Here is a 420-nt window from a genome sequence, read left to right as displayed (position 1 = left end):
GCGTCGAGCAGGCCTTCGCCGAAGGCGCGAATCATTTCTGGCTGGACTTGCAGTACTACGCCTTCACCGCCCAGGATCAGGCGGGTGGCGAGTATRCCCGCGCGCGCGACCTGCTCGCCACCGACTGTGCGCTGATGCTCGAACGCCTGCCCGGTCTCGCGCAACTGGCCTTCACCGACGGCACGCCGTTTGCGGATGACACCACGCTGGAGTGGATTGCGCGCCATGCCACGGTACGTGATATCGAGCGCGGCGAGCCCATGGTGCCGGTATCGGTCGCGTCCGCCAGCACCGACTGGGCGGAGACGGAAGCCCAGGCGGCGGACCTCGCCGCCCAACAGAGCCTCGATGCCGCGTTCGCCTGGTTGCAGGGCCTGCCGGCGCCGGACCTGGTTGCAGGGCCTGCCGGCGCCGGACGGT

The 420-nt window shown here is 69.7% G+C and carries 1 protein-coding gene; it reads left to right on the top strand.

Annotated elements, in window-relative coordinates; translation table 11 throughout:
• Positions 1-420: type VI secretion system domain-containing protein (locus AC1DN0_RS41595; RefSeq protein ID WP_477146685.1), on the top strand; the 420-nt coding region annotated here is incomplete at both ends.

The sequence above is a fragment of the Cupriavidus sp. 05N39 genome (assembly GCF_056397325.1).
This window is presented reverse-complemented; position numbering and strand designations above follow the sequence as displayed.